This window comes from Paenibacillus sp. FSL H3-0469, assembly GCF_038051945.1.
Lineage (GTDB): Bacteria > Bacillota > Bacilli > Paenibacillales > Paenibacillaceae > Paenibacillus_AQ.
This window is the reverse complement of record NZ_CP150302.1, coordinates 3,551,843-3,576,258: the sequence shown is the minus strand read 5'-3', so window position 1 is coordinate 3,576,258 and position 24,416 is coordinate 3,551,843. Positions and strand designations below refer to the sequence as shown.

At 52.3% G+C, this 24,416-nt stretch carries 26 protein-coding genes, 14 tRNA genes and 4 rRNA genes; 42 read left to right on the top strand and 2 right to left on the bottom strand.

Translation table 11 applies throughout. From position 1 onward, the window contains the following. Positions 1-117: 117 nt before the first annotated feature. The 18 genes from NSS83_RS15505 to NSS83_RS15420 all read left to right on the top strand — a co-directional run bounded on the left by NSS83_RS15505 (position 118) and on the right by NSS83_RS15420 (position 6,688). A 16S ribosomal RNA gene (locus NSS83_RS15505) occupies positions 118-1,678 on the top strand. Positions 1,679-1,803: 125 nt separating this feature from the next. Continuing rightward, positions 1,804-1,920: ribosomal RNA gene (rrf, locus tag NSS83_RS15500) — 5S ribosomal RNA — on the top strand. 47 nt (positions 1,921-1,967) lie between these two features. Next, positions 1,968-2,044, top strand: a tRNA-Ile gene (locus NSS83_RS15495). A 29-nt stretch (positions 2,045-2,073) separates the two neighbouring features. Beyond that, positions 2,074-2,149: transfer RNA gene (locus NSS83_RS15490), tRNA-Ala, on the top strand. Between the two features lie 204 nt (positions 2,150-2,353). After that, positions 2,354-5,280 (top strand): 23S ribosomal RNA (locus NSS83_RS15485). Between the two features lie 77 nt (positions 5,281-5,357). Next, positions 5,358-5,474: ribosomal RNA gene (gene rrf, locus NSS83_RS15480) — 5S ribosomal RNA — on the top strand. Together the 16S, 23S and 5S rRNA genes with 14 tRNA genes alongside form the textbook arrangement of a ribosomal RNA operon. Positions 5,475-5,483: 9 nt before the next feature. Further along, a tRNA-Asn gene (locus NSS83_RS15475) sits at positions 5,484-5,559 on the top strand. Between the two features lies 1 nt (position 5,560). After that, positions 5,561-5,636: transfer RNA gene (locus NSS83_RS15470), tRNA-Thr, on the top strand. A gap of 12 nt (positions 5,637-5,648) precedes the next feature. Next, positions 5,649-5,723, top strand: a tRNA-Glu gene (locus NSS83_RS15465). A 140-nt stretch (positions 5,724-5,863) separates the two neighbouring features. Continuing rightward, positions 5,864-5,939: transfer RNA gene (locus NSS83_RS15460), tRNA-Val, on the top strand. Positions 5,940-5,992: 53 nt separating this feature from the next. Continuing rightward, positions 5,993-6,066, top strand: a tRNA-Gln gene (locus NSS83_RS15455). A 5-nt stretch (positions 6,067-6,071) separates the two neighbouring features. Further along, a tRNA-Lys gene (locus NSS83_RS15450) sits at positions 6,072-6,144 on the top strand. A gap of 15 nt (positions 6,145-6,159) precedes the next feature. Then, positions 6,160-6,243: transfer RNA gene (locus NSS83_RS15445), tRNA-Leu, on the top strand. A gap of 7 nt (positions 6,244-6,250) precedes the next feature. After that, a tRNA-Gly gene (locus tag NSS83_RS15440) sits at positions 6,251-6,325 on the top strand. Between the two features lie 9 nt (positions 6,326-6,334). Next, positions 6,335-6,411, top strand: a tRNA-Arg gene (locus NSS83_RS15435). Positions 6,412-6,433: 22 nt separating this feature from the next. Further along, positions 6,434-6,507: transfer RNA gene (locus NSS83_RS15430), tRNA-Pro, on the top strand. A 16-nt stretch (positions 6,508-6,523) separates the two neighbouring features. Next, positions 6,524-6,597: transfer RNA gene (locus NSS83_RS15425), tRNA-Gly, on the top strand. Positions 6,598-6,614: 17 nt separating this feature from the next. Beyond that, a tRNA-Pro gene (locus NSS83_RS15420) sits at positions 6,615-6,688 on the top strand. 79 nt (positions 6,689-6,767) lie between these two features. On the opposite strand, the gene NSS83_RS15415 is transcribed toward NSS83_RS15420, so the two are convergent. Both NSS83_RS15415 and NSS83_RS15410 read right to left on the bottom strand, forming a co-directional pair. Continuing rightward, on the bottom strand, positions 6,768-7,181 hold the full coding sequence (locus NSS83_RS15415; protein ID WP_036696270.1) for an ImmA/IrrE family metallo-endopeptidase: 414 nt from the start codon (positions 7,179-7,181) through the stop codon (positions 6,768-6,770). A 45-nt stretch (positions 7,182-7,226) separates the two neighbouring features. Next, positions 7,227-7,667 carry a helix-turn-helix domain-containing protein gene (locus NSS83_RS15410; protein ID WP_341183765.1) on the bottom strand — a complete coding sequence of 147 codons (441 nt, stop codon included), beginning with the start codon at positions 7,665-7,667 and terminating at the stop codon, positions 7,227-7,229. A 304-nt stretch (positions 7,668-7,971) separates the two neighbouring features. On the opposite strand from NSS83_RS15410, the gene NSS83_RS15405 reads away from it, so the two are divergent. From NSS83_RS15405 to NSS83_RS15290, 24 genes are all read left to right on the top strand, one after another. Beyond that, entirely contained in the window at positions 7,972-8,457 is a 486-nt protein-coding gene (locus NSS83_RS15405) for an ArpU family phage packaging/lysis transcriptional regulator (protein WP_341185203.1), read from the top strand. Between the two features lie 345 nt (positions 8,458-8,802). Then, positions 8,803-9,348 (top strand): DUF6838 family protein, encoded by a 546-nt coding sequence (locus tag NSS83_RS15400; RefSeq protein ID WP_341348563.1) that lies wholly within the window; start codon positions 8,803-8,805, stop codon positions 9,346-9,348. Next, positions 9,345-9,551, top strand: a complete 207-nt coding sequence (locus NSS83_RS15395) for a hypothetical protein (RefSeq protein ID WP_341348562.1) — start codon at positions 9,345-9,347, stop codon at positions 9,549-9,551. Before NSS83_RS15400 ends, NSS83_RS15395 begins: the two co-directional genes overlap by 4 nt. After that, entirely contained in the window at positions 9,551-10,873 is a 1,323-nt protein-coding gene (locus NSS83_RS15390) for a phage tail sheath family protein (protein ID WP_341348561.1), read from the top strand. Before NSS83_RS15395 ends, NSS83_RS15390 begins: the two co-directional genes overlap by 1 nt. A 1-nt stretch (position 10,874) precedes the next feature. Then, the gene (locus NSS83_RS15385; RefSeq protein ID WP_340937760.1) at positions 10,875-11,345 is read left to right on the top strand and encodes a phage tail tube protein; all 471 of its coding nucleotides are present in this window, start codon (positions 10,875-10,877) and stop codon (positions 11,343-11,345) included. 167 nt (positions 11,346-11,512) lie between these two features. Beyond that, entirely contained in the window at positions 11,513-11,935 is a 423-nt protein-coding gene (locus NSS83_RS15380; RefSeq protein ID WP_036696211.1) for a phage portal protein, read from the top strand. Positions 11,936-12,127: 192 nt separating this feature from the next. Beyond that, positions 12,128-14,083, top strand: a complete 1,956-nt coding sequence (locus NSS83_RS15375; RefSeq protein WP_341348560.1) for a hypothetical protein — start codon at positions 12,128-12,130, stop codon at positions 14,081-14,083. A 1-nt stretch (position 14,084) separates the two neighbouring features. Beyond that, on the top strand, positions 14,085-14,831 hold the full coding sequence (locus NSS83_RS15370; RefSeq protein ID WP_341183770.1) for a LysM peptidoglycan-binding domain-containing protein: 747 nt from the start codon (positions 14,085-14,087) through the stop codon (positions 14,829-14,831). A gap of 12 nt (positions 14,832-14,843) precedes the next feature. Next, positions 14,844-15,806, top strand: a complete 963-nt coding sequence (locus NSS83_RS15365; RefSeq protein WP_341183771.1) for a hypothetical protein — start codon at positions 14,844-14,846, stop codon at positions 15,804-15,806. A gap of 5 nt (positions 15,807-15,811) precedes the next feature. Further along, complete coding sequence (locus NSS83_RS15360) at positions 15,812-16,105, top strand: DUF2577 domain-containing protein (RefSeq protein ID WP_036696221.1); 294 nt, start codon at positions 15,812-15,814, stop codon at positions 16,103-16,105. Next, positions 16,102-16,530, top strand: coding sequence for a DUF2634 domain-containing protein (locus tag NSS83_RS15355; RefSeq protein WP_341183772.1), 429 nt, complete (start codon positions 16,102-16,104; stop codon positions 16,528-16,530). The genes NSS83_RS15360 and NSS83_RS15355 overlap by 4 nt, the downstream gene beginning before the upstream one ends. Next, on the top strand, positions 16,523-17,581 hold the full coding sequence (locus NSS83_RS15350) for a baseplate J/gp47 family protein (protein ID WP_341183773.1): 1,059 nt from the start codon (positions 16,523-16,525) through the stop codon (positions 17,579-17,581). Before NSS83_RS15355 ends, NSS83_RS15350 begins: the two co-directional genes overlap by 8 nt. 2 nt (positions 17,582-17,583) lie before the next feature. Beyond that, positions 17,584-17,997, top strand: a complete 414-nt coding sequence (locus tag NSS83_RS15345; RefSeq protein WP_209879667.1) for a phosphoglucomutase — start codon at positions 17,584-17,586, stop codon at positions 17,995-17,997. A 1-nt stretch (position 17,998) separates the two neighbouring features. Continuing rightward, positions 17,999-19,021 (top strand): DUF2793 domain-containing protein, encoded by a 1,023-nt coding sequence (locus tag NSS83_RS15340; protein WP_341348559.1) that lies wholly within the window; start codon positions 17,999-18,001, stop codon positions 19,019-19,021. 12 nt (positions 19,022-19,033) lie between these two features. Continuing rightward, complete coding sequence (locus NSS83_RS15335; RefSeq protein WP_076160700.1) at positions 19,034-19,369, top strand: hypothetical protein; 336 nt, start codon at positions 19,034-19,036, stop codon at positions 19,367-19,369. A 2-nt stretch (positions 19,370-19,371) separates the two neighbouring features. Next, complete coding sequence (locus tag NSS83_RS15330) at positions 19,372-19,983, top strand: putative phage tail protein (RefSeq protein WP_341348558.1); 612 nt, start codon at positions 19,372-19,374, stop codon at positions 19,981-19,983. Positions 19,984-19,994: 11 nt separating this feature from the next. Continuing rightward, positions 19,995-21,488: a hypothetical protein gene (locus NSS83_RS15325; RefSeq protein ID WP_341348557.1), complete on the top strand. Its 1,494-nt coding sequence runs from the start codon at positions 19,995-19,997 to the stop codon at positions 21,486-21,488. A gap of 16 nt (positions 21,489-21,504) precedes the next feature. Further along, a complete protein-coding gene (locus NSS83_RS15320) occupies positions 21,505-21,978 on the top strand; it encodes an XkdW family protein (protein ID WP_341348556.1) in 474 nt (157 codons plus the stop codon). A 56-nt stretch (positions 21,979-22,034) separates the two neighbouring features. Further along, on the top strand, positions 22,035-22,166 hold the full coding sequence (locus NSS83_RS15315; RefSeq protein ID WP_256707486.1) for a hypothetical protein: 132 nt from the start codon (positions 22,035-22,037) through the stop codon (positions 22,164-22,166). A gap of 141 nt (positions 22,167-22,307) precedes the next feature. Beyond that, entirely contained in the window at positions 22,308-22,619 is a 312-nt protein-coding gene (locus NSS83_RS15310; RefSeq protein ID WP_341348555.1) for a hypothetical protein, read from the top strand. A 1-nt stretch (position 22,620) separates the two neighbouring features. Next, positions 22,621-22,818, top strand: a complete 198-nt coding sequence (locus NSS83_RS15305; protein WP_076081810.1) for a hypothetical protein — start codon at positions 22,621-22,623, stop codon at positions 22,816-22,818. After that, entirely contained in the window at positions 22,805-23,197 is a 393-nt protein-coding gene (locus NSS83_RS15300; protein WP_341348554.1) for a hypothetical protein, read from the top strand. Before NSS83_RS15305 ends, NSS83_RS15300 begins: the two co-directional genes overlap by 14 nt. Beyond that, entirely contained in the window at positions 23,169-23,879 is a 711-nt protein-coding gene (locus NSS83_RS15295; RefSeq protein WP_341348553.1) for a M15 family metallopeptidase, read from the top strand. Before NSS83_RS15300 ends, NSS83_RS15295 begins: the two co-directional genes overlap by 29 nt. Next, the gene (locus NSS83_RS15290) at positions 23,879-24,157 is read left to right on the top strand and encodes a holin (RefSeq protein ID WP_341348734.1); all 279 of its coding nucleotides are present in this window, start codon (positions 23,879-23,881) and stop codon (positions 24,155-24,157) included. Before NSS83_RS15295 ends, NSS83_RS15290 begins: the two co-directional genes overlap by 1 nt. Positions 24,158-24,416: the final 259 nt, after the last annotated feature.

Sequence of the window (24,416 nt, the reverse complement as noted above, 5' to 3'; positions counted from 1 at the left end):
TTGATCTTTGAAAACTGAACAACGAGTGAGTGGGAAATCACTTCGGTGAGATCCAAATTAGAGAATGTAAATTCTCGTCAGATGTTTCAAAATGAGCAATCGCTCTTTCTAAATACCAATTTGGAGAGTTTGATCCTGGCTCAGGACGAACGCTGGCGGCGTGCCTAATACATGCAAGTCGAGCGGAGTTTGAAAGGAAGCTTGCTTCCTTTCAGACTTAGCGGCGGACGGGTGAGTAACACGTAGGCAACCTGCCCTCAAGCCTGGGATAACTACCGGAAACGGTAGCTAATACCGGATAATTTCTTTCTTCTCCTGAGGAGAGAATGAAAGGCGGAGCAATCTGCTGCTTGGGGATGGGCCTGCGGCGCATTAGCTAGTTGGTGGGGTAACGGCCCACCAAGGCGACGATGCGTAGCCGACCTGAGAGGGTGAACGGCCACACTGGGACTGAGACACGGCCCAGACTCCTACGGGAGGCAGCAGTAGGGAATCTTCCGCAATGGGCGCAAGCCTGACGGAGCAACGCCGCGTGAGTGATGAAGGTTTTCGGATCGTAAAGCTCTGTTGCCAGGGAAGAACGTCCGGTAGAGTAACTGCTGCCGGAGTGACGGTACCTGAGAAGAAAGCCCCGGCTAACTACGTGCCAGCAGCCGCGGTAATACGTAGGGGGCAAGCGTTGTCCGGAATTATTGGGCGTAAAGCGCGCGCAGGCGGTTATTTAAGTCTGGTGTTTAAACCTTGGGCTCAACCTGAGGTCGCACTGGAAACTGGGTGACTTGAGTACAGAAGAGGAAAGTGGAATTCCACGTGTAGCGGTGAAATGCGTAGATATGTGGAGGAACACCAGTGGCGAAGGCGACTTTCTGGGCTGTAACTGACGCTGAGGCGCGAAAGCGTGGGGAGCAAACAGGATTAGATACCCTGGTAGTCCACGCCGTAAACGATGAGTGCTAGGTGTTAGGGGTTTCGATACCCTTGGTGCCGAAGTTAACACAGTAAGCACTCCGCCTGGGGAGTACGGTCGCAAGACTGAAACTCAAAGGAATTGACGGGGACCCGCACAAGCAGTGGAGTATGTGGTTTAATTCGAAGCAACGCGAAGAACCTTACCAGGTCTTGACATCCAACTAACGAAGCAGAGATGCATCAGGTGCCCTTCGGGGAAAGTTGAGACAGGTGGTGCATGGTTGTCGTCAGCTCGTGTCGTGAGATGTTGGGTTAAGTCCCGCAACGAGCGCAACCCTTGACTTTAGTTGCCAGCAGGTTGAGCTGGGCACTCTAGAGTGACTGCCGGTGACAAACCGGAGGAAGGTGGGGATGACGTCAAATCATCATGCCCCTTATGACCTGGGCTACACACGTACTACAATGGCCGGTACAACGGGAAGCGAAGCCGCGAGGTGGAGCCAATCCCAGCAAAGCCGGTCTCAGTTCGGATTGCAGGCTGCAACTCGCCTGCATGAAGTCGGAATTGCTAGTAATCGCGGATCAGCATGCCGCGGTGAATACGTTCCCGGGTCTTGTACACACCGCCCGTCACACCACGAGAGTTTACAACACCCGAAGTCGGTGGGGTAACCCGCAAGGGAGCCAGCCGCCGAAGGTGGGGTAGATGATTGGGGTGAAGTCGTAACAAGGTAGCCGTATCGGAAGGTGCGGCTGGATCACCTCCTTTCTATGGAGAATCGTTTCCTGCAACGGAAACATTCAAATCGGAAGCGTAAGCTTCCACAATAGAACCTTCGGGTTCGGACACTCACTCGTGTTCAGTTTTGAAAGATCAAGTCTCTTTCGTATGCGTTTGGTGGCGATAGCGGAGGGGTTCCACACGTACCCATCCCGAACACGACCGTTAAGCCCTCCAGCGCCGATGGTACTTGGACCGAAGGGTCCTGGGAGAGTAGGACGCCGCCAAGCGAACAATCAATTTATTGATTGCTTCACTACTGTAAGTTTTGTTATATGGGCTTTTAGCTCAGTTGGTTAGAGCGCACCTCTGATAAGGGTGAGGTCGGTGGTTCGAGTCCACCAAGGCCCACCATATAACACTTATGAATTGAATACCTATATGGGGCCATAGCTCAGCTGGGAGAGCGCCTGCCTTGCAAGCAGGAGGTCAGCGGTTCGATCCCGCTTGGCTCCACCAAAACTTCTTTACAAAAGTATATGCACATTGTCTGTTATTCCGAACATCACAGCCGTGATTGTTTCATTATAACAGCATCTTGATCCTTGAAAACTGGATACCGAAACGAATTTGCGTTTTAGAACATCTTTTAGCTGAAACTTGTGTAAGCAAGTGGAGATAGTTATTAGTTGCTACCGTGATTTTCCTTAGGGAAAACACATTGGTTAAGCTACTAAGAGCACACGGAGGATGCCTAGGCGCCAGGAGCCGACGAAGGACGTGGCGAACAACGAAACTGCCTCGGGGAGCTGTAAGCAAGCTTTGATCCGGGGGTGTCCGAATGGGGAAACCCAGCTGTGGTAATTCGCAGTTACTCGTATCTGAATACATAGGATACGCAGAGGCAGACCAGGGGAACTGAAACATCTAAGTACCCTGAGGAAGAGAAAACAATAGTGATTCCGTCAGTAGCGGCGAGCGAACGCGGAACAGCCTAAACCAAGAGGCTTGCCTCTTGGGGTTGTGGGACGTCTCACATGGAGTTACAAAGGAATATGGTAGGCGAAGAGGTCTGGAAAGGCCCGCGATAGAGGTAAAAGCCCTGTAGCCGAAATGGTATTCTCTCCGAGACGGATCCCGAGTAGTGCGGGGCACGTGAAACCCCGTATGAATCCAGCAGGACCATCTGCTAAGGCTAAATACTACCTGGCGACCGATAGTGAAACAGTACCGTGAGGGAAAGGTGAAAAGCACCCCGGAAGGGGAGTGAAATAGAACCTGAAACCGTGTGCTTACAAAAAGTCAGAGCCCTTTTTATGGGTGATGGCGTGCCTTTTGTAGAATGAACCGGCGAGTTACGTTTAACATGCAAGGTTAAGGTGAGAAGCCGGAGCCGCAGCGAAAGCGAGTCTGAATAGGGCGATTAAGTATGTGGACGTAGACCCGAAACCGTGTGATCTACCCCTGTCCAGGGTGAAGGTGCGGTAACACGCACTGGAGGCCCGAACCCACGCATGTTGAAAAATGCGGGGATGAGGTGGGGGTAGCGGAGAAATTCCAATCGAACTCGGAGATAGCTGGTTCTCCCCGAAATAGCTTTAGGGCTAGCCTCGGTGAATGGAGTGGTGGAGGTAGAGCACTGATTGGGTGCGGGGCCCGCAAGGGTTACCAAGCTCAGTCAAACTCCGAATGCCATTTACTTCTTGCCGGGAGTCAGACAGTGAGTGCTAAGATCCATTGTCAAAAGGGAAACAGCCCAGACCATCAGCTAAGGTCCCCAAGTGTGTGTTAAGTGGGAAAGGATGTGGAGTTGCACAGACAACCAGGATGTTGGCTTAGAAGCAGCCACCATTGAAAGAGTGCGTAATAGCTCACTGGTCGAGTGACTCTGCGCCGAAAATGTAACGGGGCTAAACACACCACCGAAGCTATGGCTAGATACTTTGTATCTGGGGTAGGGGAGCGTTGTATATACGTTGAAGGTGTACCGTAAGGAGCGCTGGAGAGTATACAAGTGAGAATGCCGGTATGAGTAACGAAAAGATCAGTGAGAATCTGATCCGCCGAAAGCCCAAGGTTTCCTGAGGAAGGCTCGTCCGCTCAGGGTAAGTCGGGACCTAAGGCGAGGCCGAAAGGCGTAGTCGAAGGACAACAGTTTGAAATTACTGTACCACCGTAATCCGCTATGAGCGATGGGGTGACGCAGGAGGGTAGTGACGCGGACTGATGGATGTCCGTCTAAGCAGTGAGGCTGGTGTGTAGGCAAATCCGCACACCGTAAGGCTGGGCTGTGATGGGGAGCGAAAATTACAGTAGCGAAGGTCATGATCTCACACTGCCAAGAAAAGCCTCTAGTCAGGAGAAGGTGCCCGTACCGCAAACCGACACAGGTAGGCGAGAAGAGAATTCTAAGGCGCGCGGAAGAACTCTCGTTAAGGAACTCGGCAAAATGACCCCGTAACTTCGGGAGAAGGGGTGCCTCGGTAGGGTGAATAGCCCGAGGGGGCCGCAGTGAAAAGGCCCAAGCGACTGTTTAGCAAAAACACAGGTCTGTGCGAAGCCGTAAGGCGAAGTATACGGGCTGACGCCTGCCCGGTGCTGGAAGGTTAAGGGGAGCGGTTAGGACTTAGTCCGAAGCTGTGAACCGAAGCCCCAGTAAACGGCGGCCGTAACTATAACGGTCCTAAGGTAGCGAAATTCCTTGTCAGGTAAATTCTGACCCGCACGAATGGCGTAACGACTTGGGCGCTGTCTCAACGAGAGATCCGGTGAAATTTTAATACCTGTGAAGATGCAGGTTACCCGCGACAAGACGGAAAGACCCCATGGAGCTTTACTGCAGCTTGATATTGAATTTGGGTACGATCTGTACAGGATAGGTGGGAGCCGTGGAGGCAGGAGCGCAAGCTTCTGCGGAGGCGCCGTTGGGATACCACCCTGATCGTATCTAGGTTCTAACCTAGTGCCCTTATCGGGTACGGGGACCGTGTCAGGCGGGCAGTTTGACTGGGGCGGTCGCCTCCTAAAGAGTAACGGAGGCGTTCAAAGGTTCCCTCAGAATGGTTGGAAATCATTCGCAGAGTGCAAAGGCATAAGGGAGCTTGACTGCGAGACCTACAAGTCGAGCAGGGACGAAAGTCGGACTTAGTGATCCGGTGGTACCGCATGGAAGGGCCATCGCTCAACGGATAAAAGCTACCCTGGGGATAACAGGCTTATCTCCCCCAAGAGTCCACATCGACGGGGAGGTTTGGCACCTCGATGTCGGCTCATCGCATCCTGGGGCTGAAGTAGGTCCCAAGGGTTGGGCTGTTCGCCCATTAAAGCGGTACGCGAGCTGGGTTCAGAACGTCGTGAGACAGTTCGGTCCCTATCTGTCGTGGGCGCAGGAAATTTGAGAGGAGCTGTCCTTAGTACGAGAGGACCGGGATGGACGTACCGCTGGTGCATCAGTTGTTCCGCCAGGAGCATGGCTGAGTAGCTACGTACGGACGGGATAAGCGCTGAAAGCATCTAAGCGTGAAGCCCCCCTCAAGATGAGATTTCCCAATTAGTAAGACCCCTTGAAGACGACGAGGTAGATAGGTTGGAGGTGGAAGTGCAGCAATGCATGGAGCTGACCAATACTAATCGGTCGAGGGCTTATCCAAATTTCTATCACGCAGATTCGTTTCGGATTCAGTTTTCAGGAATCAAATTCCTGAAGCATTTACGCTGTAAATGCCCGTTTGGTGGCGATAGCGGAGGGGTTCCACACGTACCCATCCCGAACACGACCGTTAAGCCCTCCAGCGCCGATGGTACTTGGACCGAAGGGTCCTGGGAGAGTAGGACGTTGCCAAGCGGACAATATTCCCTGATAGCTCAGTTGGTAGAGCACTCGACTGTTAATCGAGTTGTCACAGGTTCGAGTCCTGTTCGGGGAGCCATGCTCTCATAGCTCAGCAGGTAGAGTGCTTCCATGGTAAGGAAGAGGTCACCGGTTCGAATCCGGTTGAGAGCTCCACAAATTTTTTAAGGCCCGTTGGTCAAGGGGTTAAGACACCTCCCTTTCACGGAGGTAACATGGGTTCGAATCCCATACGGGTCACCATTTTTTATGGGATGAGAATTCCCTGGGTTCGTTGAAGGATAGGCTTCGTAAGGAATACTTCGCAATCTCGTAATGGAGTGAAGAGTATCCCATACGGGTCACCATTTTTAACTAGTACCCTTATTAGTCACCATACATATGGAGGCTTAGCTCAGCTGGGAGAGCATCTGCCTTACAAGCAGAGGGTCGGGGGTTCGAACCCCTCAGCCTCCACCATAATGTTCTTGATATTTGAGGGAGATTGTGGGCATTATATAGGTATCTATTGTAGGGGATTCGCCAAGTGGTAAGGCAACGGACTCTGACTCCGTCATCATAGGTTCGAATCCTATATCCCCTGCCAAATATGAGCCATTAGCTCAGTTGGTAGAGCACCTGACTTTTAATCAGGGTGTCGAAGGTTCGAGTCCTTCATGGCTCACTTTTATTAATTCATGCGCGTGTGGCGGAATGGCAGACGCACCAGACTTAGGATCTGGCGTCGTAAGACGTGGGGGTTCAAGTCCCTTCACGCGCACCACTTATTTGCGGACGTGGCTCAGCGGTAGAGCATCGCCTTGCCAAGGCGAGGGTCGCGGGTTCGATTCCCGTCGTCCGCTCCAATATTTTTTGCGCCCTTAGCTCAGCTGGATAGAGCGTTTGACTACGAATCAAAAGGCCGGGAGTTCGAATCTCTCAGGGCGCGCCATTATTACTTCATTAATTATTAACGGGATGTAGCTCAGCTTGGTAGAGCACCTGGTTTGGGACCAGGGGGTCGCATGTTCAAATCGTGTCATCCCGATATTCATTTCACCTGTGCGGGTGTAGTTCAATGGTAGAACTTCAGCCTTCCAAGCTGATAGCGTGGGTTCGATTCCCATCACCCGCTCCATAATAATCTAATAGTTTCGGGATGTAGCTCAGCTTGGTAGAGCACCTGGTTTGGGACCAGGGGGTCGCATGTTCAAATCGTGTCATCCCGATCGAACAGCTTATGGCTGGCAATCAACTCTTACTGCGGTAAGAGTTTTTTGTTGCGTCATTAAAGGAACGTATGTTCCTTTAATCGTCTAAAAAAAAGACAACCTCAGCCGGGATGCCAATCCTTGCATAATAACTCTGTAGGGATTCATCCTGCTCAATGGCAGTGCCGACCGATAGCAGCTTGACCGCGAACAGGTTAGCCTGCCGCTCCAGCTTGCCTGGTGAGAAATAGGAATTCTCCTCCAGAAAGAAACGGTTGACCCCTTTGTGCAGACGGTCATGCGCGAGTTCATGGGCGCATACGAACCGTTGCCACTCCAGCGGCAGCTGGTTATGAATGACGATGAACCTTCTTCTTAGCTTACGGTAGTAGAGGCCCTTGGTGCCGTCACCCAGATGCATAAACCGGATGTGAATCCCGAGTGCTTCAGCCAGTTCGAAAGGGCTGCTGGTATTGTATTTTTTGACCAAACGCTTGATTAGCTCATCCATATTCTTCACCCGCAGCATGTTAATAGTAGTTGGATTGCCTGGTACTTACTCTTTACCTGGATGTTGTTTGGGCTTGGTCCGCTTGTTCATCTGCTTCGCCTCCCAGAACAGGCCGGTTAACACGTCCTTGATCCGCTGTTTATCTTCCTTGTTCAAGGGAATCCCGTCAAACATCAGCTCACCGTCATCCTCCAGCATTTGGCGGAAGTCCCGCTTATCCTTGCTGGTGGCCCAGGCAGGCACAGAGCTCTCTGTGCTGCTTCCAGTCTCGGTTAAATAACCGGCATGGCCCATCAGCTCCTCGTAAGACACATCGGTCGCTTCAGCAATCTTACGCAGTGTAGCCGGCTTGGGGACACCCCGTAATCCATTCTCGATCCGTGAGATTTGGGCTCCACTGATACCGGCAAGCGCTGCCAGCTGATTAATGGTCAGTCCCTTTCCTTCCCGAAGCTGTCTCAGATAGTATCCGAATTCCTCTGCCATCGATAACCACTCCTTATCCCTAATCACCTAAAAAGCTGTTGTACTTACTATAAGCTATTTATGCCAATAGGTAAACAATAAAGAGTCTATTATTGCCAAAAGGTAAGAATGGACATGCATATAGCTTGTTTATGCTGCAAAACGGGCCAAAATGAGGTTTTACTGAATTGGTAGATAAGTGGTATATTATCAAAAAAAGCGAACACTATACGAACAAGTAGAATTTTAACACATTTGGCCGGAAAGGTCCGCAACAAAGTTCTTAAATCTGTATAACATCTAAGGAGTGGTATAAATGTTGATGATTCTATCTTCGCTGCCCGAGCTTGACCGCCGCAGGACTCAGGTCACTATAGAGAATATGTTGGAGAAATACCGGATTTTCAAGTCTGTAACGTTCGAGGCTAAAGAGGCCGGGATTACTTATTCCTACACGGAACGTTTCCATGGGGCGACTAATACGGTTACCGATCAGACAGCAGCAATTGCCACGCATAATGTAGATGTGCCTGCTGCAAGACGGGCGTATTGTGATGTAATCGATTCAGTTGTAGAGCGGCTTACCCAGAGGGAACAACAACTGGTGCGGGAGAGGTACATGCGCAGAGAGGAGAGCTATGACTACACTATCTATAATCATGTGTTCGATCCTCCGGTGAGCAAGGATACTTATGTGAAAATCAGGTCGAAGGCGTTCTATAAGATGGCGCTGGCGCTCGCTGATCTGCAGCTGCTGTCTCTCGCTACGCTCACGAAAACCCCGGCTGAAGGGAACTTGCCTAAGAGGTAGAAATCCTTTGGACACAAAATGCAGCTTCCATATGTAATCAACATGGCCGTATTGCCCGCCGGGGTGATGCGGCTTTTTTGCATGAGCTTATATGTTCTGGCGGCCCCGCCGTATATTGAATCCTTCCATTGAAGCAGGCCGTGCAGGAGTGACGGGGCTAAGGCGGGGAGCACCATTTACCATCCCTTTTACCACCGGAAGTTATCGTTAACTCATCTGTAATAGCGCCTGCGCAAGGTCTCAGGGGGGCTATGATTATAACATGGCAAATGAAGCAGAAGGACACCGCAGGAGCATGAATGCTCCACATCATCGAAGCCTAAGGCAGGCCGGCAGACAAGCGCGGTGAAAGCTCCTTCAGTCATTGCCGGGTACAAGACGGGTCCCATTCTTCCTGAATCGAATCCGCGAGTGACTTCAAGAAAGGCAGGAGGGATTACCACATCTATTCATGAGAGGAATGAAATCATGACGGTAGAGCAACTACGGGGAAATATTACTGCTGCGCTGGTGCAGTTTTTCCCGGATATTCCTGTCTATGTGGAAGGGGATAAGCCGCAGTCAGCCTACTTCAGGCTGGAGCTGCTCTCGGCAACCTACGACAGGCAGCGTGAAGGCAGATACATGGCGATCTACCGCTTCGGTATCCGCTATGAGCAAGGAAGTCTGCTGGACGCAGAGGCTATGGCTGACGGGCTCTGTGAGGCACTGGACGCAAGAGAAAGTGTTAATCCCGCTTATCGGGTGGTGCGCCAGTCCTGGGTAGCCGGAGCAGAGGGACGGGGGGCGCTGTTCACCGTGGACTATATGCTCTATCTCCAGAAGCAGAAGCAGCCGGAGGAAGAGGCAGAGCTGATGGGACACTTCACAGAAGGGGCGCGGCTGAAATGAGTTCTAAGGAAATGAAGGCAAGTGAGCGGGAACGCGGCAGCGGGGGAGCGGGTGCTTTTGGAAAGAAGCAGATGATGAAGTCCGCTCTGTTTGCGCCGCGGGAAAAGGATGTACTGGAGGTAGTTCTGCAAGAGGACAGGAGCTACACCTTGGAAGAGGCTAAGCATTTAATGGAGCTGTATCTAAATAAGGAGGTTATCTAATGGCTGGAGGAACATGGACAACACAAAACAAGGTGCGTCCGGGGGTATACGTAAATGTGGCCTCGAACGGCATTGTGGCAGGTAAAATGGGGGAACGTGGTACGGCTGCTTTGGCGCTTGCACTGCCTTGGGGGCCTGCGGGAGTCATTCTTAAGCTTACGGCTCAGGAAGATTTCCAGCAAAAGCTGGGCTACGATCTGACGGCTGCAGAGCTGCTGCCGGTGCGAGAGGTGCTGAAGCGGGCGGGCACACTGCTGCTCTACCGTCTGAATCAGGGTGTGAAGGCTGCTGTGGCCAATAACGGAATTCAGGCGACTGCGCTCTATGGCGGGGAGCGCGGGAATGCGCTTAAGGTAGTGATCGAGAAAAATATCGATGACGCTACTAAGTTCGATGTCCGGACGCTGCTGGACGGGGCAGAGGTGGACAAGCAGACGGTAAGCGCTGCTGCCGATCTGGCTGCGAACGCTTATGTAGAATTTAAGCCGAATGAATCCGGTGCGCTGACGGTGAGCGCAGGGCTGCCGCTGGCAGGCGGTGCGAATGGTGTGGTGACGAATGCGGAGCATAGTGCGTTCTTGTCGGCGCTGGAGGTTCAGGATTTCCAGACGGTAGGTCTGGTATCCCAGGATAACACGCTGAAGTCGCTGTATAGCGCCTATGTGAAGCGTCTGCGTAACACGGAAGGCAAGAAGGTGCAGGCGGTCTTGTCCGATTATGCTACGGCTGATCATGAAGGCATTATCAGTGTGGCGAACGGTGTCATTTTGAGTGATGGAACGGTGGTGGATAAAGCTCATGCCGTGGCTTGGGTAGCCGGGGCTACTGCCGCTGCTGCGGTGAACGAATCGTTGACTTATCAGGCCTATGACGATGCTGTAGATGCGGATGTGCGTTTCAGCCATTCCGAGACGGTAGAAGCACTTACAGACGGAGAGCTGCTGTTCACCTATAGCGGAGGCCGTGCAGTAGTGGAGCAGGACATTAACACGTTCACCTCCTTCTCTACAGACAAAGGCAAGGCCTTCTCCAAGAACCGCGTGCTGCGTGTGCTGGATGGGATCGCTGGTGATTTGAAGCGGATTTTTGAGAGCTACTTCATTGGAAAATTGCCGAATAATGAGGACGGGCGCGCGCTCTTCTGGTCGCAGTGCGTCACTTATATGAATGATCTGCAGAACCTCGGGGCGATTGAAAACTTCAATGCGCAGAGTGACATTGTCGTGACTCCTGGAGCGGACAGTGACAGCGTAGTGCTGGAGGTAGCGGTGAAGCCGGTAGATTCGGTAGAAAAAGTATATATGAAAGTGAAGGTGGTCTAAGATGACATTCTTGAGAGCCAGCGATACGCTGTCCGGCCAGGAGGGCCGGGCGTATGCCACGATTAACGGACAGACGGAAGAGATGTTCTATGTCAAAACCCTGGAAGCCACGGTTGAAAAGCAGAAGGCGGAAGTGAAGACGCTGGGACGCCGCGGAGTGCAGCATAAGGCGACTGGCTGGTCGGGCAGCGGTACGATGACGATTTTCTACATGACGAGCCGTTTCCGCCAGATGATGCTGGAGTACATGAAGACAGGGATTGACCAATACTTCAGCATTATCGTGACCAATGAAGATCCTTCTTCAACCGTGGGTGCCCAGCGTATCATGCTGAAGGATGTCAATCTGGACAGTGTGATTATGGCTTCGCTGGATACGGAGTCGGATGCACTGGAGGAAGAGGTTGCTTTTACCTTCGAGGATGTGGAATTGGTGCAGCCCTTCGCGGCTCCGGCGAATTCCGGCCAATAAAGCATAAGCGGACTATCCGCAGGTTGTAAAAGAGTAGAAGACTGAAAAGGTTCGGGGCTCCCGCAAAGTATCTGGAGGATCATTGAAACCATTGCTGCGCTGTGCGGCGGTATTCTGTGGCGGGCCTCTTCGCTGCCTTAACACAATAAGAATCCGGGAGGAACAACATGAGTGAATTAAGTTTGTTTTTTGCGCAAAATGCGGCTTGTGATACAACAGAGGAATTCGCGGTCTCGCTGCGGTTCAAGGACAAGGAAGGTAACCCTGCTGTCTGGAAGCTGCGCAGTATGAATGAGGAAGAGAACCAGGAATGCCGCAAGGCGGCTACCCGCAAGGTCAAAGGAAAGAACGGAACCTACACTACGGATATTGATCCCAATGAATATATGGCGAAGCTGATGACGGCAAGCATTGTGCATCCGGATCTGAAGAATACGGAGCTTCAACGCTCCTACGGGGTAATGGGTGCCGAATCACTGCTGCGCAAAATGCTGCTGCCCGGGGAATTCGCTGCGCTTGGGGAACGGGTACAGGCCCTGAACGGCTTCGCCACCGATATGAACGAGCTGGTAGATGACGTAAAAAACTAATCAACGAGGGCGATGGTGAGGCGAATCTGGCTTACTACGCCCTCCATGAGCTGCATATTCTCCCGCATGAGCTGATGAAGCTCTCCGTCCGCGAACGCGCGGCGATCTATGCCATGATCTCCGTCCGCGTGGACAAGGAGAAGCGGGAGCGCGCGCGGAGCAAGGGGAAGAAGCGATGAAGGGGGTGAAAGAATGGAAATCGATAGCTCGAAAGCAGTCATTATCTCGCGCAGGTCGGTTACGATCTGGAAAGCCGTCCACAAACAAAGCCTGCGGATGAATAATAATCTCGACATGGTTAACCGGTCGGTAAAGGGTTTTCAGGCGGCTGTGAGACGTTCCAGTGAACAAATCATCCGCTCGGAGGATCGGATGATTCAATCCTTGCAACAGATTAATGATACGCTGTTGGAAGGATTTAAACGGCTGCCTGTCAAAGTGGATGTGTCCAGAACAATTGTGATGCAGCAAAGTCAAAGGGCTGCGCAATCCCAGCAGTTGGGGGTCCGGATGCTTAACGCCACGCCTACTGTAGAGGAGCCTAAGAAAGAGGAAGAGGCTAAAAAGGTAAACTGGTGGAAAGGGCTTAAAGAAAAAAAGAAAAATGAAGAAAAAAAGCCTGAGGTGAAAAAAGAGGATGTTAAACCGCCAGTACCCGAGGTCCTGCCGAAGCCGAAGATCAATTTGAAGAAAGACCCGGTGCCGCCGCCGGTACCTCCACCAGTCCCACCTGCACCGGGCGGCGATTCCAAGATCATGAAATTCCTCAAAACGGCTGATGTGGTAACGCCGTTTAACGCGATTAAGTCGTTCGGGGAGAAGGCCGTGAAGGAAGCAGCACAGCCTGAGGATATTGAGAAATGGAACGTGATGAACGAGAATATTGACAATGCGCTCGGACAGATTGGTGCTAAGGCACTGGGCGCTCTGCGGCCGGTAATGGATACGATTAACACAGCGTTAACTTCGGGACAGTTAGCGCCGCTTATTGATGCGATGGCTAACGGGTTTCTTTTCATAGCAAATGTGATCTCAATGGTCGTTGACGGGCTGTTATGGCTGGCCCAGGTGGTTCAGGATAACTGGTCGTTTATTAAGCCTATCCTTGAAGCGATTGCCGTTGTCTTCCTGGCAGCTATGATCGTTCAGGTCTATATGCTTGCTGCCGCCTGGCTGGTGGCGAACTGGCCTATCTTAATCGTCATTGCTGTGATAGCAGTCTTATTAATGATTCTGCAGCACCTTGGCGTCTCTGCGGGTGAGGTTGTCGGGTTTATTGTGGGATCGTTCTACTATCTGGCTGCAGTTGTGCAGAATATAGCGATTGGTATCCAGAATTTTTTCACTTTGGCTGGCGATGGGTTAGTTTATATATTTAATTGGGCTGTCAATAAAGTGCAGGGATTCTTTTATGGTCTTGCCGCTGGTGCACTGGATGTTATGTATAGTATTGCTGTAGGCGCAGAAGGATTCGCCGGAGGATTCATGAAGATAATGGCTAAGGCTATCCAGTGGGTGCTCGACAAATTCAACTCGCTGGTTGATATGCTGAGCAGCATTCCATTCTTCGACACATTAGGGATCAGCAAGGTCAAAATTGATGTAGAGGAACCCGAGACTCCTCATGGTGCCAGTGATATTATTGCTAAATACCGCCAAGGCCTTGAAGTGTATAAACCGGCAGACAAAGTTGTCTTTGAAATGTCCAAGCAGAAAGATTATAAGGATATCAGTGCGGCTTATGATAAGGGTAACCAAACAGGAATGAATGCTACGAATAAATTTATGGATAAGGGAAAAGAAACGGAGGATAAAGTCAAGGAGTTAACTAACCCTAAGTCTCTTAAGAATATCCCGGGAGGTTCAACTAACGCTTTCGCCAACCAAAACGGCAGCCTGAACAACGTCAACAAGGTAGGCGAGGTAGGCAAGATCAATGAAAAGGTCGATATCTCCAGTGATGATCTGGATATGCTGCGGGAGCTGGCGGAGATTCAGTCGATTCAGAATTTTGTCGAGCTGACTCCAACGGTGCAGGTAACAACCGGAAATATTAATAATTCCGGCGATATTGACTCCATTATCACGAAGATTGGGCAAAAGCTGAAAGAGGAGTTCGTCTCTACGGCGCAGGGGGTGTACACGTAACATGGAGGAGTATGGATTCTATCTTAGCTTCAATAATTATGAAGAGGTGATCCGGCTTCCGGTGAACCCTGAGACGCTGGAGATCAAGGAGAACAGCGATGGCAAAAGTTATACGATCGTGGATTTCGGTGAAATCAATGCTATCGCTTATCCCAAGCTGACGGAGATTACGATTGAGAGCATGTTTCCGGCACAGTATTATCCGTTTGTGGTGTACTCCGGGGAGAATGCCGGTAAGCTGCTGAAACCCTACGAGTATGTAGAGCTGATCCGCAAATGGATGCTCAGCCGCAGGCCGGTCCGGTTTGTTTTCTCAGGGCTGAAATCGGCGAACGTGCAGAATACGCAAACCCCTGATTGGCTGAGGCAGGCCAGGGCGCAGGCGCAGCAGACTTTTACCGGGGATATTGGCATTAATATGGCGGTCAGTATTGAGAACTTCTCCTGGAAGCTCAGTGCGGGGTCCTCGGGGGATATCGATTATACACTTGGACTCAAAAAGTATGTGTTCTATCAGGCGTTAGCCGTGAAGGTTGGCAGCACCGGTGAAGTGAAGAAGCAGCAGAAACGGGCAAGCGAGAAGGCAGTGCCTGCTACCTATACGCTCAAAGCCGGGGATACGCTCTGGTCGGTGGCCCAAAAGCTGCTCGGTGACGGCAGTAAATTCAAAACGCTGCAAAAGCTGAACAATATCTCGGACAGCGAACTGAAGAAGCTCAAAATTGGCCGAGTGATCAAGCTGTCTTAGGAGGCCATGGCGATGGAATTAATCATAATTAATAAGGAAGGCGCCATCTGGAATATTGCCGGAATCGTTACGGATATCACGTGGAAAACCACCCGGACCGGCAAGCCTGCGACGCTTGAGCTTACGCTGGTGGACAGCGGTATATATCAGCATAAGAAATTCGCGATCAGCAACGGGGATATAGTGCAGTTCCGCAGAGACGGAGTCGATGTATTCTACGGCTTCGTCTTCAGCATTGACACGGGTGCAAATCAGGAGATCAAGCTGACGGCGTACGATCAGATCCGCTATCTGCTGGGCAATGGCAGTTATGTACTTCAGGATGTTACTGCGGCTGAGGTCATCAGTACCATTGCCAAAGACCGCGGCTTGCGGCTTGGATTACTGGAACCGGCGGAGTACAAGATCCCCTCGCTGATCGAAGACGGCAAGAAGCTGCTCGATATTATTATGGGTGCGGTCGGCAGTGAGCTGCAGTATAAGGGCCAGCTGATGGCGTTCTATGATGATTTTGGCAAGCTGACGCTGCGCAGCCCGCAGTCCATGCTGCTTAAGGTGATTCTGGGGGCAGGCCATTATCTGTATGATTATTCGCTGAAAAGAAGTATCGACGATAATACGTACAATACGATTCTGCTCTACCAGGACAACGAAAAGACCGGCAAACGCGAGTTCTATCCGGTCACAGATAAAGAAAATGTAAAGCGCTGGGGTATCCTGCATCTCTACCAGAAGGCGGACGATAATGCGAATGCCGCGCAGATCCAGGAGAAAGCAGACAATCTGCTGAAGCAGCATAACCGCGAGAAGGTCAGTCTCTCCGTGCAGGCTATTGGCGATATACGGGTGAGGGCAGGGAACTTCATTTATGTGCTGCTGGATGAATTCCAGACACAGCTGTTCCTGGTAGATCAATGCAGCCATAAAATTTCCGGAGGGGAGCATACGATGTCCCTAGACATTAAGGTGGTGTAGACAACATGCTCGATATTATTAAACAGGCAAGCCTCGGGGCCGTATCCAATACGAATCCGGTGGCTTTTTCTTATGGAACGGTGGTTCTGGCACAGCCGCTGCAGATTCAGGTGGAGCAGCGGCTGCTGCTGACGGGAGCCGCACTGGTTGTGGTTGAATCCGTGATGGAGAGCAAGGCTGTGATCGAAGGCCGGGAGATCCTGCTCCGCCGTGGACTTGAAGCGGGAGACCGCGTGCTGCTCGTGCGGATGCAAGGCGGACAGAGCTATATTGTCCTCGATCGGCTGGTGGACCTATGATTCCGGCGATAGGCAGATCGGGTCCGGTGACGGGAGCGCTGGAAGGGAATGTGACCGCTCCTGGGAATGCTCCGAGCCTGACGTACCGGATGGACTGGGAGCGCGGTCGGATCGGCGGGCGGGTAGACGGGCTGGAAGCGGTGAAGCAGGCAGCGATCAAGGTGCTGCAGACCAACCGTTATGAGCACCTGATCTATAGCGCGGACTACGGAACGGAGTGGAAGCTGGTGCTGGGTCAGGACAGGCTGCTGGCCCGGCCGGAGCTGCGCCGCCTGATCAGCGATGCGCTGCTCCAGGATGAGCGGATTCAGGCGCTTGAGGATGTGGAGATTCTTTTTGAAGGAGATACGGTTAGCTTCAGCTGTACGGCTGTCACAGTATACGGTGATTTGGAGCTTAGAAAGGAGGAGATGGCCAGTGTATGAGGATCAGACGTACGAGGCTCTGCTGGAACGTATGCTGGATCGGGTTCCAGAGGGGCTGGATAAGCGCGAGGGAAGTATTATCTATGATGCGCTTGCGCCGGCAGCGGCTGAAATGGCCCAGATGTATCTTGAGCTTGAGGTCAGCAATAATCTGTTCTTCCCGGATACGGCGGACGGCGAATATCTGGAACGAACCATTGCCTGGACGGGACTGAAGCGTCATCCGGCAGGCAAAGCGCAGCTTGGCGCGAGGTTCTATGCCAGCGGTGAACAGCCTCTGGATATTCCGCTGGGCAGCCGCTTCTCCCTGGGACTGCTTCATTATAGTGCGGCGGAGAAGCTGGCTCCGGGGACGTACCGCCTGGAGAGCGAGACTGCCGGGGCGGAGGGGAATCAGTATACGGGCGCGCTGCTGCCGATTGATTATATCCCGGGACTGGCCCGGGGGGAGATTACGGGCCTGCTGGTTCCCGGCACGGATGCGGAGACGGATGAAGCATTGCGTCAGCGGTACTTCGATTCGGCCCGGCGGCCTGCAACGAGCGGCAATAAATATCATTATATGGAGTGGGCGCAGCAGATTCAAGGCGTAGGGGGAGCGCGGGTCTTCCCGCTGTGGGCCGGACCGAAGACGGTCAAGGTAGTCATTGTGAATGCGGAGCATCAGCCCGCCTCCCCGCTGCTGGTCTCCCAGGTGCAGCAGTTCATCGATCCTGCGCCGGGTCTTGGCGAGGGCCAGGCTCCGGTGGGGGCGGTGGTGACGGTGGAATCGGCCACGGGCCGCACGATTAGCGTGACCGCGAAGGTCACGTTGGCGGGGGGGTATGCGCTGCAGCCGGTTATTCAAGCTTTTACCGCGCTCCTGGAGAAGTATCGTAAGGAGAAGGCTTTTGCCGCTACCTATATCAGCCAATCGGTCATTGGCGCATTGCTGCTGAATACGGAGGGCGTAGTGGACTATAGCTTACTTAAGCTGAACGGCGGAACGGCAAATATCCCTCTGCTGGAGACAGAAGTGCCGCTGTTCGGCAATGTCGTACTGGAGGTGTAGGCATGGGATATCCGGAGCAGATCGATGTCTTTCAGGATAAGCTGAACAAAAAGGCAAACGGCGGCAGTCATGTTGTAGAGGAGAAGCTTCGGCTTACAGGTGGTGCATTCAGCGGACTGCTGGCCCACGACAATATTAACAATCAGACGCTGGCCGTGTACACAGGCTCACGCTTCAGCGGGACAGAGGTGCGGAATTACTCAGTCTCTTTCCCGGACGAGGCCCCTTGGCGGCGGCTCATCAACATCTATGCGGATGTGCCCGAGGTCTATGTGACTTACGAGACCCCGGGGGATACTGTGGAAGCGGATGATGTGAACCAGTTACAGGGCGGACTTACGGCTACGCAGCGTGAGCTGGAGCGTTATAAACAGGCCGGTCTGATTGACGGCGGATCTTTTAGAAGAGAGGTGTAATATGGCACAGACTATTCAGGTCAAACGCGGTACCCGGGCCGAGCTGTCCACTTACGGGATGCTGAAGGCGGGCGAAATGGGTTTCTGCACAGATACGAAGGAGGTCTATATCGGGGACGGTTCGTCTAACTCCATGGTGGGCCGGGCCTTGTCCGGTCCCGAAGCTTCGCGTCCTGCGGCAGCCTCGGCGGGGCGTCTGTATGTGGTGAGCAGCGGGAGTAACAACGGATATTTGTATTTCGATGACGGGACCGTCTGGCGGCGGGTTAATGCGCAGAAATTAACAGATGTGAGCGGTACGGTGGACGATATCGCTGACGGCTCCACGTATGCCAAGGTGCTCAAGGCGGATCTTACAGCAGGGCATCCCAATAAGGTGTCGGATGGCACGAATACGAAGACTGCCGCAGAAATTGCAACGCATCTTAACGATGCCGCGAAGCACAGGGTGATCAACGACAGCGGGGCGACGATTACAGATCTGTGGTCCGCGCAAAAAATCAAAAACGAAATCGAGCTGGCCAAGCATAATATTGAGCCGCAGGCTTCGGTGAAGGATCAGAATCTGGCGGCTCCACCAGTAAGTCCCGTGGAAGCTGACCGGTATATCATTCCTTCCGGCGCAACCGGCGTCTGGGCGGGTAAAACCAGTCAGATTGCGGAGTATGTCTCAGGTAGCTGGGTCTATTATGTTCCGGCTGTCGGCTGGACGGCTTATGTGGACGATGAGCAGAAAATCTACAGCTGGAACGGGAGCGCCTGGGTGCGGACGGGCGGTGCGCTGCAGACGATTACGGCGGGGAATGGGCTTACCGGCGGCGGGCAGGCGGACAGTGTCACACTGACCGTCGGGGCAGGCAATGGGATCATTGTCGGCTCAACCAGTGTTGCAGCCAAGCCGGGTAAGGGAATTCTGGTAAACTCCACTGGCATCGAGGTCAACATCGACGGCTCAAGCATCGTCTACGATTCGGCCAATGGCAACCAGCTCACGGTAAGTACTATCGACGGCGGAACATTCTAGGAGGCGGTGACCATGGCACGGAAGACATTGATTCAAATCCGCCGCGGCCTGGAGAGTGCGCTGGGTACGCTGGCCGCAGGCGAGCTTGGCTATTGCACAGATAGCGGCAAGCTGTTCATCGGCAGCGGCAGCAGCAATATGCTGCTGGCGGCAGGCCAGAGCACTGGCGATATGCTGAAAAGCATCTACGACACGAATAACAACGGCAAGGTCGATTATGCCCAGGCTGCGGATACGGTTCCGTGGTCAGGGGTGGACGGCAAACCTTCGGTCTATCCGGCAGCTGCACATACCCATGATTATCTGCCCAAGGGTCCGCTGACCTGGAACCAGCTGAAGGGGGTGTAGCTGTGGCTTATGGAGACAGTATCTATGGACTTATGACGTATTCGGCAGATGGTGTGACAGGGGAAGGGCCGGAGATTACGGCTCCCGATCTGATGAAATACTTGCCCGATTATTATCAGGGCGTGCCTGAGATGGAGGCTGTGCAGGCCAGCGCCGGTGCAGCCTGCGGTGAAGTGGCTTACGCCATGGCAGACAGTGACGATCAGAAGGCGCTGGAGTCGGCTACCTGGGGGCTGTCCCGCTGGGAGCGGATGCTGGGGCTGGCCTCGGATCCGAACAAGTCCTACGCCACCCGGCGGGAGATGATCAAGGCCAAGCTGCGGGGCAGCGGCACGACGACACCGGAGATGATCCGGCGGACGGCGTCTGCTTTTTCCGGGGGAGATGTGGAGGTCGTGGAGGTGCCCGGAGCGTATAGCTTCGAGGTCCGATTCGTCGGCACGCTGGGTATTCCGGCCAATATGGCGGGGCTGATTCAGATTATGGAGGAGATAAAGCCGGCCCATCTAGACTATAGCTTCGTATACAGCTACACCTGGTGGGACTCCTTGAAGTCCCTCACCTGGAACGCTGCGCACGGCAAGACCTGGAACGAACTAAGAGTATATGAATAGGAGTGTGAGCGATGAAAACAACGGGTAATCTGGGGCTGAAAAAGCCCGATGGTACAGACATTGTAGATATCACCGACCTGAACGGCAATATGGATATTCTGGACACCGCCGTCAAGGCCGCGCAGGACCATGCCGCCGATACGGTCAAGCATATTACGGCAGGGGAGCGGACTGCGTGGAATGGTAAGGCGTCTACGGCGGTTGCCACTGTCAATGCTGCCGGCTTAATGGCCGCAGCAGATAAATCGAAGCTGGATAGTGTGGCTCAGGGGGCGAATAATTATGTGCATCCTTCCACGCACTCGCCTTCCATCATCGTCCAGGACTCGTCCAACCGCTTCGTAACCGATGCGGAGAAGACGGCCTGGAATGGCAAGGCGAATCTGGTGACTACGCCACAGCAGACTACGGCGGATGTTACCTATTACGTCCGGACGGATGGAAATGACAATAATACCGGGCTTGTGAATACGGCGGGTGGGGCGTTTCGGACGATTACAAAAGCGTTAACCGTTGTTCCCAAGAACGTCAGACACACGGTTATAATTTATGTAGCAGCGGGAACATACAATGAAGTCATAAACGTACAAGGATTTTATGGTGAGGGTGTATTATCTATTAATGGGGCAACTACCGCTACCAGTACACATGTTGTAACTAATGTTGCTTCAGTAAGAAACGCCTGTCGCGTCCAAATTGCGGGATTTAAAACCACCACCACCACTACTTCAGCGTTTTATGTTATTAATTCTCAAGAAACAATATTTGATCTTTGCTACACAGACACAAGTACAACCCAAATTGCCTTTTATGCCGAATCGGCCAAAGTGTATCTGCACAATTGCGTCATAATTGGCAGGACGGGAGTATCGGCCGTTTACGCTCACGTAAATGGTGAAATATTTGTGCAAGATTGTAGCGGCTCTGCTAATACTGTGGCGCACCTTGCATCATATAAAGGGCATATTCATATTACAGGAACTTCTATAGGTTCTACTTTGAAAATGAATACATCAGAGGGGGGGATAGTTAGTGACGGATATGGTGTTGTTAATCCATGGGGGGATAATACAGCAAATCAGCGCAGTAGCGCACAAGGGACAGCAAACGGAGCGCAATCTATAGCTAACGGTACATGGGTTAAGCTAGTAGCACCATTTGGTAGTTACCAATATGATTATGTAGGCGGTGAATTTAACGCTTCAACTGGAACATTTACGCCGAAAATCGGAGGTCACTATGCTATAACTGTTTGTGTTGGTCTTGATAATGTTATAGATGGAACTATTATGCACCTAAGAACAAGTAAAAACGGAAGCCTGGATCAGATTTTTGCCGCTCAACATGTGGGGAAGGCGGGGCCGGCTTCAGTTTGCGGAACTACAACATTAGATATAACCTCAGGAACTGCAATAAATATTTATATGTTCCAAGATTCTGGTGTTGCAGCAATTACTGCAGGCTCCGGGTTTTACACTTATATGAGAATTGTAAGAGTTTCATAAAAGAGGGGGGACTAATATGAACTTAGCAAAAACAATCATGCATTTATATCCAAACGCCAACCCCATGCACGACTTCATCGTGCAAGACAACGGCCCGGAACCCGTCCTGCGGCCGGGAGCCGAAGCCAAAGGCCGTGTTCGCTACGAGATCAAGCAGCCAGAGATCGGCGAACAACCCGTAGAGGGTGTCCACTACCGCCACGGCATTGACTATAATCTGCTGACTGAAGGCGAGGATTATGATCTGGTAGAGAAAGGGCCATATATTGCGGTCTGGAAGCTGAATGTGCCGCAGCCGACCGAGGCTGAGTTGCAAGCAGCTTGGGAAGCGTACGAGGAGGCTGAGGCGAACAAGCCGCCAGTGCTGACGGAGATGGAGCAGCTGCAGCAAGAGAATATGGTGCTGAGAGCGCAGAATCAGGCGCTGTCCGAGCGTGCGGATTTTATCGAGGATATTATTGCTGAAATGGCAACCCAAGTCTATTCTTAAACGTTTGGCTGGTTTGTTTAAGCTGTTCAGATATTAATAGAAAGGTGGTGAGAGCAATGGCCTTATTTTTTGCACAACGCGTCACGCTGGGGAAGACGAAGTATAGCGAGGTCCCCGCTACGCTGAAGCCTGCCGTCAAGGAGATTCTGGTAGAGAATGGACTTACGTTCCTTGTAACTGAAGAGTAGATTGCCAGAGGCGCCGCTGAGGGCGTTTTTATTTTGCCCTCGGATTCGTCTGGGGGCTATATATGACGATGAAGCTTCAAGTTTAAATCTTAAGTGCGTCTTATATAACTATTTAATCATCACACAGAAGGGAGTGAAGCAATGGACAGCAACGATGTTGCGAATCTGGAGAAGCTGCTGCCGCTTGCAGATAAGTATGGACTGGCTTATATTATCGCACTGATTCTGCTCATGATTATGCTTGTGCTTTTGCGGTCGATTGTGAAGGGGAATCTGGTGCCGCGTGAACTGCTGGAGCGTGCCGAGGAGGACCGGGACCGGTTGCAGAATATTCTCGACAAAGAGCGGTTAGACTTCATGGCACCCACGCTTGAAGTCTTGCAGCGATTGAAAATAGACCATTCCGCAAACAGCCACACCAGTAGTACTAATGAAGAAGACAGGGGGGGATAACGTGCTGAGTGCGTGGATCAAGCGTCTATCGCCCCTGCACCGGGACAGAGAGCGGAGGCTGGCGCTGGCAGGACATAAGGTGTCGCTCTCTATCCGAAGGTACAAGAATGTCTCTCAGGACATTCAGGATGAAATCAGGAACAACGGGTTCGCCCAGTTCCTAATCTATGATCGGGGGGCAGAAGATGAGCAGCATTGATATTGTGTTGTTACTGGCCTATTCCATATCCTTTCTCTGTGCGCTGCTGCTGATGGCTGCGCTTTTTTTGTATTTCCGCCGGAGATTCCGGGTGCGCGTAGTCAGTCTGTTTATGCTGGCGGCGTTCTTTTTCCTCGGGGCGTATACGGTTAAAATGGCGGTGGCCTTCTGGATCAGATTCAGCTCCGCTCCCGCCCCGGAAGCTATACGAAGCTCGCTGCAATCGGATGCCTGGGCCATTGCCCAGACGGGGACGACCATTGGACTGGTCATCCTAACTCTCTTGATGTATACCAGACGCCAGGATCTGTTCGTGGTTCTCTCTGAAATCAGGAAAGGGGAGGAATCGCATGCTGACGCTGGCTCAGGTACTGAATAAATCCGCTGCCCGCCTGTCCGGGCTTCATCCCGCCGTCCTTGCCGGAGCAACTGCGCTCATTGAACGCAGTTATGCTGGCGGGGTTCCCATTCTGATCACGCAAGGCCTGCGGACGATGGCCGAACAGGATGCGCTCTATGCCCAGGGGCGAACCCGGCCGGGAGCGATCGTGACGAATGCGCGCGGCGGGTACAGTTATCACAATTATGGATTGGCGGCGGATTTTGCGCTGCTGCTTCCGGATGGCTCTAGCGTCTCTTGGGATATGAACCGGGACGGCAACCAGAATGGCACTAGAGATTGGCTGGAGGTGGTGCAGCACGCTAAGGCCATCGGGTTCGAATGGGGCGGCGGCTGGACCAGCTTCAAGGATTACCCGCATCTGCAGATGAGCTTCGGATTAAGCCTGGCTGATCTGCGAACGGGGAAGAAACCTGCGGCTGCGGCCGTGGAAGCGGCGATAGAACGGATCAAGCCCAAGGAGGAACAAGCGGTGAAGACTCAGATGAAAGTTGCAGTACAGGTGAATGGAAGGAAGATTGCGGACGGGTGGCTGGAGAATGGGGTGACCTATGTTCCTGCACGTAAAATTGCGGAGGCGCTTGGCGCTCAGATTGCCTACCATCCGGCTGCCAACACCGTCGAAATCACCACCACACCGCAGAAAGGAGCGATTTCATGATGAACAGCGAACTGTTGGATAATGTATTGGCTTTTGCCTCCATTCTGTCCGTCTTTATTCTTGCCCTAGTGCAGCTGATCAAAAATAATACCCATTTGCCGCGTAACAGCATCCCTTTTATTGGACTAGGCATCGGGCTGCTGGTTGGAGCGGCGGCGTATCCTTTTACACAGCTGGAGTTGACCTTGCGTCTATGGGCAGGCGGATTGGCGGGGTTATCGGCTACCGGATTATTTGAATTGGCATTCAACAACCACTCAGGACACACAATGAAATAAAAGTTAACCTGTAATCAACGGCCGGCTCTGCGGAGCTGGCTTTTTTGTCGTTTTACGTCATGTAACTTTACACAACTACTACATATAACACCTATAAAAGAGAGAATATAATAGGAAGAATTACATAATTATTTTTGACTGCATAAATAGCCGGGTTAGTGTATAATCGAAATTACTGCACTGCTTTACCGCGCAATAAAGTTGAAGATTTCCGGGCTGTTTTATTGTATGATATGTAGAAAGCTTTTCAAATAGACAA